General features: G+C 61.0%; 6 protein-coding genes. 4 read left to right on the top strand and 2 right to left on the bottom strand.

Going from position 1 to position 7,775, the window contains the following annotated elements; genetic code table 11:
- Window positions 1–479: 479 nt before the first annotated feature.
- Window positions 480–1,421 (bottom strand): ferrochelatase, encoded by a 942-nt coding sequence (hemH, locus tag HMPREF2890_RS06160; RefSeq protein WP_070466623.1) that lies wholly within the window; start codon window positions 1,419–1,421, stop codon window positions 480–482.
- Complete coding sequence (locus tag HMPREF2890_RS06165; protein WP_070466625.1) at window positions 1,418–2,428, bottom strand: lysylphosphatidylglycerol synthase transmembrane domain-containing protein; 1,011 nt, start codon at window positions 2,426–2,428, stop codon at window positions 1,418–1,420. The genes hemH and HMPREF2890_RS06165 overlap by 4 nt, the downstream gene beginning before the upstream one ends.
- A 144-nt stretch (window positions 2,429–2,572) precedes the next feature.
- On the opposite strand from HMPREF2890_RS06165, the gene rsmA reads away from it, so the two are divergent.
- Genes rsmA through HMPREF2890_RS06185 form a run of 4 tightly spaced genes read left to right on the top strand, consistent with a single transcriptional unit; the run spans window position 2,573 to window position 7,313 of the window.
- Window positions 2,573–3,391, top strand: coding sequence for a 16S rRNA (adenine(1518)-N(6)/adenine(1519)-N(6))-dimethyltransferase RsmA (gene rsmA / locus HMPREF2890_RS06170; RefSeq protein ID WP_070466737.1), 819 nt, complete (start codon window positions 2,573–2,575; stop codon window positions 3,389–3,391).
- Entirely contained in the window at window positions 3,388–4,746 is a 1,359-nt protein-coding gene (mgtE, locus tag HMPREF2890_RS06175) for a magnesium transporter (RefSeq protein ID WP_070466627.1), read from the top strand. Before rsmA ends, mgtE begins: the two co-directional genes overlap by 4 nt.
- A 10-nt stretch (window positions 4,747–4,756) precedes the next feature.
- Window positions 4,757–6,295 (top strand): glycoside hydrolase family 10-like protein, encoded by a 1,539-nt coding sequence (locus HMPREF2890_RS06180; RefSeq protein ID WP_070466739.1) that lies wholly within the window; start codon window positions 4,757–4,759, stop codon window positions 6,293–6,295.
- Between the two features lie 40 nt (window positions 6,296–6,335).
- On the top strand, window positions 6,336–7,313 hold the full coding sequence (locus tag HMPREF2890_RS06185) for an NAD(P)-dependent oxidoreductase (RefSeq protein WP_070466629.1): 978 nt from the start codon (window positions 6,336–6,338) through the stop codon (window positions 7,311–7,313).
- The last annotated feature ends 462 nt before the right edge of the window (window positions 7,314–7,775 follow it).

Genomic DNA, 7,775 nt, shown 5'->3' on the forward strand with positions numbered 1-7,775 from the left:
GATGACTACCAAGAGTGGTCCACAGCATCACATACGTCAGGAGGACCTTGAGGAGATAGCTCCTAAAGGTCCTCCTGACTACTTGTCTATAGATACACCCCCTTGCGGGTCGTTGAGCAGACATTCCCGTCTCGGAGACCCGCAAGGGGGCGAGTCATAACGCCTATGCTTATATATCAAGACCTTTGCAAAATGGTCTTTCGCCGAAAAAGCAGCGCTTTTTCGGCAGGAAGTTTGCAGAATACCTCAGATGCAAGGAACTGAGAGTGAGGGCGAGGGGAGTGTGCTTACGCACATAACCAAGCCCGAATCTCGAATGTGACGCCACAGATGGGGTATTATGCAAAGGTCTCATATCGGTCTTCGGCACTTCGTGCCTCGTTACGGATGCCGGTATGCTGGTGGGCTGGGGCTTTGTGCAGGTCGTCCGACTTGTCCGACTCATCCGACAAGTCCGGCACCCTCGCATCCACCTGAGCTCAGAGGAGGGCGCGGGCGAGGGTGGGGGAGCCATTGGGGCAGGGGATGAGCGTAAGCTCCTCGCCGCCCGCCTCGTGGAAGATCTTTCGCCCATCGATGCCCACTTCCTCAAGCGTCTCCAGGCAGTCTGCGACAAATGAGGGACAGAGGACCGCCACCCTCCTGACCCCTTCGCCCGGCAGTGCGGCGAGCCGCTTCTTGAGCTCCGGCGTCAGCCAGCGGTGACCGAAGCGCGACTGGTAGACCAGTTCGTGGCTCCGTAGTGGAGACACCTCCGGGCACTCCAGCAGCAGCTCCATCGTCCGCCGGCACTGATAGGTATAGTCCCGCTCAGGGTCCCTGAGGTAGGGCTTCACCTGAGAGAGCGGAATCCCGTGGAAGGAGAGGAGGAGATGCGTCTCCGGTGACAGCTCGGCTCCTGCCACCTGCTCCGCCAGAGAGTGGATGAAGTCCGGGTGGTCGTAAAAGGGGCCCCGCTCCGTGAGTCTGTAGGAGGGTCGCAGAGCCTCGTACCTCCTTCGGATAAAGTTGCTTGCGGAGCCGAAGCTGCTTGAGGCATACTGCGGGTAGAGTGGCTGCGAAATCAGCTCCGTCACGCCGTCCGCCTCAGCCTGCCTCAGCGCCCGATCGACCGACCCCTCCTCGTACCTCATGGCGAGGTAGGTGGGGCAGCCGGAGAGCCGGCTCAGCTCCTCCGCCAGTTGGCGGCTGTAGACCACAAGGGGTGACCCCTCGGGCATCCAGATCTGCCGGTACCGCTTCGCCGACTTGGGCGCCCGTCTCGGCACGATGATCCCCCGCACCAGCAGCTGCCGGAGGAGGTAGGGCATCCCCATGATCGCCGGGTCGGTGAGGAAGGTCCGCAGGTACTGCCCCACATCCTCCACGCAGCACGAGCGGGGGGAGCCGGTATTGGTGAGGAGGTAGCCTACCAGTGTCATTTTTCTTTACTCTTTTCTCTCAGGAAAGGAAGGAGCAGGATCGCTGCGAGACCAAAGATGGTGGTCGTCGCCGTCTGCGTGGTGTGGACGATCAGCGCAAAGGAGGCGGCGGGATCGGCAGCGACGCCGAAGAAGATCAACGACTGGATCACGACGAAGTGCCACGGCCCGATATTGCCCTGTATCGGCAGGATCGATGAGATGGTGATGAGGGAGAAGATCACCAGAGCCACCCCCGGCCCCAGCTGCTCCGTGAAGCTAAATGCGCCAAAGGTGAGGTAAAAGGCGAAGAAGTAGCACGACCATATCCCGACCGTGTAGAGGAGGAAGAGTCCCCTCGCTCGGCGGTCCATCTCCAGTATCGTCCGCAGTCCCACGAGGAAGTTGAGCCACCCCTTGCGGAGCTTATGCCGGAGCCGCAGTCGCCTCGTCACTCTCCCGATCAGGTAGACCCCCAGTCCCGCGGCCAGTAGCAGGAGCAGCCAGGTGAGGGGAGAGGCGGCGGGTCCCTCTGTGGGTGAGGGGATGCGGACGTGGTGGCGGAGAAATGCGGTGAAGTAGGCTGCATTCAGTGCCAGACCGGGGAGGATCAGGAAGAGCGTCGTGATCATATCCACAGCCCGCTCGGCGATCATCGTCCCGAGGAGCCGGGAGAAGGGCAGCCCGCTGTAGCCCTGCATCGAGCTGCAGCGCCAGAGGTCTCCGAGGCGAGGGATCACCATATTGACCGCGTAGCTTCCCTGCACGTGGAGGACCGAGGCGGTGAGGGTGGAGCCGTCCCTGACGGCGCGCAGGGGTGCCACCTGTAGGTCCCACCGCAGCCCACGGAAGAGTACGGAGAGTGGCCCGAGGAGGCAGGAGAGCACGATCACCCACCACCTCACGTCCTCCCGGAGCGTCTCCTGCACGACGTCAAAGTCGACCTTTCTGTAGAGCAGGACGATGAGGAGCACCCCTATCAGCAGGGGGAGGATGATCCGGAGACTCTTTGGTAGCTTACCTGTCATGAGTGCGTGGGTCCGCTCTCTTTTTGGTACTTTTGTACGAAATGGGGTGAGAGAAGCGGGGATCCCTATCAAGTGATGGGCAAAGGTAGCCTTTTTCACTCTAACTCGGGACCTCCTCGCCCTCTGATCCGACCGACTGATAGCATGACAAAGCGCGTACGGGCCAAGAAAGCCCTCGGACAGCATTTCCTCCACGATGAGTCCGTGGCGGAGCGTATCGCTGAGATACTGGTCTCCCGTCGGGATCTGCCGATCCTGGAGGTGGGGCCCGGTATGGGTGTGCTGACGAAGTACCTCCTCTCGATCTATCGGGACACCGTCGTCGTCGAGCTGGACGGGGAGTCCGTGGAGTATCTGCGGGAGACCTTCCCCGAGCTGCAGGGCGATCGGCTCATCGAGGGAGACTTCCTGACACTCCCCCTCGATCGGATCTTCCCGGAGGAGCAGCCCTTCCTCCTCATCGGCAATTACCCCTACAATATCTCCAGTCAGATCTTCTTCCACATGCTGGAGTACCGCGACCTGATCCCGATGGCGGGGGGGATGCTGCAGCGGGAGGTGGCGCGTCGCCTGACGTCTGAGCCGGGCACGAGGGACTACGGCATACTCACGGTGCTTCTGCGCGCCTGGTACGATGCGGAGTACCTCTTCACGGTCCCACCGGGCGCCTTCACCCCACCGCCTAAGGTGCAGAGTGGCGTCCTCAGGCTGACACGCAACGACCGCACCACCCTCGGTGTAAGTGAGCAGTCCTTCCGTCGGGTGGTCAAGGCGGTCTTTGCCCAGCGCCGTAAGATGATCCGCTCCTCGCTGAGAGGACTGCTCCCGGAGTCGATCCCGCCGGAGATTGAGCGCTACCTGACGATGCGCCCTGAGCAGCTCGACGTCGAGGACTTCATTGCCCTCACCCGTGCTGTGGACGAAAAGACGATCTGCCCTAATGATGAAGAAACGCTGAGATGATCGAATTGACCCCCGAACTGACGAAAGAGCTCCGTCACTACCTCGACACCAACGATGCGGCTAAGCTGCAGCGCACTTTCCACGCGATGCACCCGACCGACATTGCCACCTTCATCGACGACCTCTCCGATGAGGATGCGACGCGTGCCCTCCGGGTGCTCCCCGATGTCAAGGTGGCGGACGTCATCACCGAGATGGACCAGGACCGGCGACGTGAGATCCTCTCCCTCGTGCCGGAGCAGGAGATCGCTACGAAGATCGTCCAGAATATGGATACCGACGACGCCGCCGACCTGATCCGCGACCTGCGGAGCGAGCGGCAGGATGCGATCCTTGCCCATATCCCCGACCTGGAGCAGGCTGGCAATATCGTCGACCTCCTCCACTACGATGAGGACACCGCCGGCGGTGTGATGCGGAAGGAGATGATCGTGGTGAATGCCAATTGGTCCATGCCCATGTGCCTCGACGAGATGCGCCGTCAGGCCGAGGAGCTGGACGAGATCTACTACGTCTACGTCGTCGATGACCTGAAGCGGCTGATCGGCATCCTGCCGACGAAGACCGTCATTACCAATCCCTCCATCAGCGAGATCCGGTACGTGATGCTCCCCAATCCCGTCATCCTCCACGAGAGCGACTCCATGGATACGGTGATCAAGACCTTTGACCAGTACGACCTCGTCGCCATACCGGTCGTCGATGCCCTCGGGCGGCTCAAGGGCGTCATCACCATCGATGACGTGGTGGATGAGATGCGTGAGAAGCACGAGGCGGAGAGCCAGATGGCGAGTGGTCTCTCCTCCGACATCGACACGTCCGACAATATCTTCAAGCAGACCGGTGCCCGTCTCCCGTGGCTCCTAATCGGGATGATCGGGGGGATTTTCAATAGTCAACTCCTCGGCATCTACGACAGCGTCTTTGCGATGATCCCGCAGATCTCCCTCTTCATCCCCCTTATCGGTGGTACGGGCGGTAATGTCGGCATGCAGTCCTCCACAATTGTCGTTCAGGACCTTGCGCGCGGGACACTCGACCTGAAGCGCATCCCCCGCACGATACTCAATGACCTCTGCGTCGCCCTCGTCATCGCCAGCGTGATCAGTATGGTCGTCTTTGTCTACAATTATTTTTACATCAAGGATATGCTGGTGATGGCAAGCGTCTCCCTCAGCCTCTTTGTCGTGGTGATCTGTGCCAGCCTCTTCGGCTCGGTGATCCCGCTCCTGATGAATGCAGTGAAGATCGACCCCGCACGCGCCACCGGTCCCTTCATCACGATCTTAGATGACCTCATCGGTATGTTTGTCTACATGACCATCACCCAAGCCCTCTATGGTCACTTCCGCTGATCTCCCTGCTATGAGGCGCCCCCTCTTCCTCCTTCCCCTCTTCCTCTCTCTCCTCCTCCTCTCCACCGGCTGCGGTTCCCGCAAGAGTGTGGTGCAGAAGGCTGCAGAGAAGGCCTACGAAGCGAACTACAAGGTTCCTCGGCGGGAGGTACGGGCTGTCTGGTTTCCCACCATCTACCGCTCCCAGTATGCGCGGATGACCGTAGCGGAGCTGCAGAGCGATCTGCGGCAGAAGGTCGACCGACTGGCGGAGCTGGGGGTCAATGTGATCTACTTCCAGGTTCGGCCCGAGGCAGACGCTTGGTACTACTCACCCTATGAGCCGTGGAGCCGCTTCCTCACCGGAGAGCAGGGTAGGGCACCGGAGCCACTCTGGGACCCGCTTGCCTTTATGGTCAAGATCTGCCACGAGCGCTTCATCGAGCTCCACGCCTGGATCAATCCCTACCGCGCTGTCGCCGACGTCGGCTCCGCCGTCGCCCCGGGGCACCCCTCCCGCAAGCATCCCGAGTGGTTTGTCCGCTACGGCAAGCAGCTGCTCTTCGATCCCGGCCTCCCCGAGGTGCGCGCCTACACCTGCAGGGTGGTGCGCGACATCGTCACCCGCTACGATGTCGACGGGATCCACCTCGACGACTACTTCTACCCCTATCCGATAGCCGGGGAGACTTTTGACGACGACGCGACCTACCGCCGCTATGGTGCCGCCTTTGCCTCTAAGGGCGACTGGCGGAGGGACAATGTCACCCGACTGATCCGTGACCTGTCCCGCACGATCCACAGCGTCAAGCCCTACGTCCAGCTCGGCATCAGCCCCTTCGGCATCTACCGCAATGAGCGGACCCATCCCATAGGGTCAAGAACGGCAGGACTGCAGAATTACGACGATCTCTACGCTGACCTCCTCCTCTGGGACGAGGAGGGGCTCATCGACTACGTCGTCCCTCAGATCTACTGGAATATGGGGAATAAGGTGGCCGACTACACCGAGCTGGTGCTCTGGTGGTCGCGCCACATCCACCACGCGCAGCTGGTAGTTGGTCAGCACGTGCGCCGCACGATGGATGGCGGGCAGCTCCACCCCAAGTTGGTCCTCGCCGCCGAGCATACCGCAGGCAACGCCATCTGGCCGGGGGACGACCTCTGGGGCGTCTCCTACAGGGGGATTGCCGATCAGCTCCACCGGGACTACTGGCCCCTCCCCGCCCTCCTCCCTGAGCGCCCCTATCCCGCCACCATGGAGCCCTTCCCGGAGCCGGAGCGCGACGCCGCAGTCCTCCGGGGGAGCGGCAGGCAGGAGCTGGTCTGGATGGACGACCTGCCCCTCCCGCCGGGTCAGGAGACCGCCTACTACGTAGTCTACTGCCACAAGCGCGGGACATCCCTCCGCAAGGCCCTCGACCCCGAGAATATCGTTGGGCGGACTCACGACACCCGCTTCCGTCCGCTCGACTTAGGGGGGACCTTCAAGGTCGCCTTCACCATCACCCGCATCGATCGCTTCGGTCACGAGCACGTGATCGCTCGAGAGATCAAAGCGGTCCTATGATCTGAGATCATTTTTTTTAGAGAAAAAAAGAAGAATAGCCATGAGCCACAAGATTGCTTTTACCTTCCCTCCCTTTAAGCCCGAGGGCTACGACGAATTGAGTGAGAAGGGCTGTGAGGTCTTCATGCCTGAGCCCGGATTTGTCTATGACCCCGAGGACCTCTCCGCCCTCCCGGCGGATGCTGAGGTAATCGCCTCAAGCTTCACCCACCCGATCACCGAGGAGGTGATGAGCCACTTCCCTCACCTCAGGCTGATAGCCAACTACGGTGTCGGCTTCAATAACATTGACCTCGACGCCGCAAAGAAGCGCGGCATCGCCGTCACCAATACCCCTCGGTCGGTGATCCAGGGGACGGCGGAGCTGACGATGGCGCTCCTGCTGTCGCTCACCCGGCGCATCACCGTATGGGACAGCCGCCTGCGTCGCGATCGCGATGCGGTCAATACCGGGCTTATGGGGACTGATCTCGGCAAAAAAACTATCGGGCTGGTCGGCTTTGGCAATATCGCCCGTCGTGTCGCCGACTTCCTCCGCCCCTACGGTGTGACCATACTATATAATAAGCGTCACCGGCTCGACCCGCTTGAGGAGGAGGCACTCGGCGTCACCTATGCCGACCTGGAGACCCTCCTCCGAGAGAGCGACATCGTCTCCCTCCACACCCCGCTCAATGCTGACTCCCGGCACCTCATCAATGCCGACACCATCGCCCTGATGCGTGACGGTGCTATCCTCGTCAATGTCGCCCGAGGAGCGGTGATGGACGAGCAGGCGGTGGTCGACGCCCTCCGGAGTGGCAAGCTCGCCGGGGCGGCCTTCGATGTTTTTGAGCATAGCGACAAGCCCCTCGATGCCCTCTACGATATGGAGAACGTGGTGATGACGCCCCATGTGGGTACCCAGACGACCGAGTCCCGCCTCTCTATGGAGTACGAGCACCGGGACAATATCCTCGGCTTCCTCCTCGGGGACCGTCGTGTCGCCTACGTCTACAACCCCTCCGACCCCAAGTAACCGCCCGCCCCCCGGGTCGCACACACATAGTAAGGACTTGTGCTGAGAGCCACCGCCTCCCGGCACAAGTCCTTTTTTTAGCTCCCTATGCAGTCCTCCCCCCAAGGATGATCCCTCCGGGGCTTCGCCCCTTCAGGATCGGCAGGCGGGGTGAGTTTTATGCAGGTGAGCACTTAGGTGTCCATCGCATCGTCCGACCCGTCCGATTTGTCCGATAATATAGCGCGCCCTTCGGGATCGGGCTGCGAGGCACCCCCGCAGGGGTGCTCGCTCCATAGGCATCGGTCATCCGCGAAGGAGTGACCGATGTGCAGAGTCGCACCCAACGATCTCGCCCCCCCCCTCTTTGCGGGTCGCCGAAAAGCCCCCTCCCTACAAGCAATGTTCTAATATCGGTATTAGAGAAGACTAATACCGATATTAGAGTTTCCTAATACCGATATTAGTCTTCTCTAATACCGG

Source organism: Porphyromonas sp. HMSC065F10 (assembly GCF_001808555.1).
Lineage (GTDB): Bacteria > Bacteroidota > Bacteroidia > Bacteroidales > Porphyromonadaceae > Porphyromonas_A.

Excerpts from the sequence above, each read along its gene's own strand:
- hemH (WP_070466623.1), bottom strand. The coding sequence starts at position 1,421 with ATGACACTGGTAGGCTACCTCCTCACCAATACCGGCTCCCCCCGCTCG.
- HMPREF2890_RS06165 (WP_070466625.1), bottom strand. The coding sequence starts at position 2,428 with ATGACAGGTAAGCTACCAAAGAGTCTCCGGATCATCCTCCCCCTGCTG.
- rsmA (WP_070466737.1), top strand. The coding sequence starts at position 2,573 with ATGACAAAGCGCGTACGGGCCAAGAAAGCCCTCGGACAGCATTTCCTC.
- mgtE (WP_070466627.1), top strand. The coding sequence starts at position 3,388 with ATGATCGAATTGACCCCCGAACTGACGAAAGAGCTCCGTCACTACCTC.
- HMPREF2890_RS06180 (WP_070466739.1), top strand. The coding sequence starts at position 4,757 with ATGAGGCGCCCCCTCTTCCTCCTTCCCCTCTTCCTCTCTCTCCTCCTC.
- HMPREF2890_RS06185 (WP_070466629.1), top strand. The coding sequence starts at position 6,336 with ATGAGCCACAAGATTGCTTTTACCTTCCCTCCCTTTAAGCCCGAGGGC.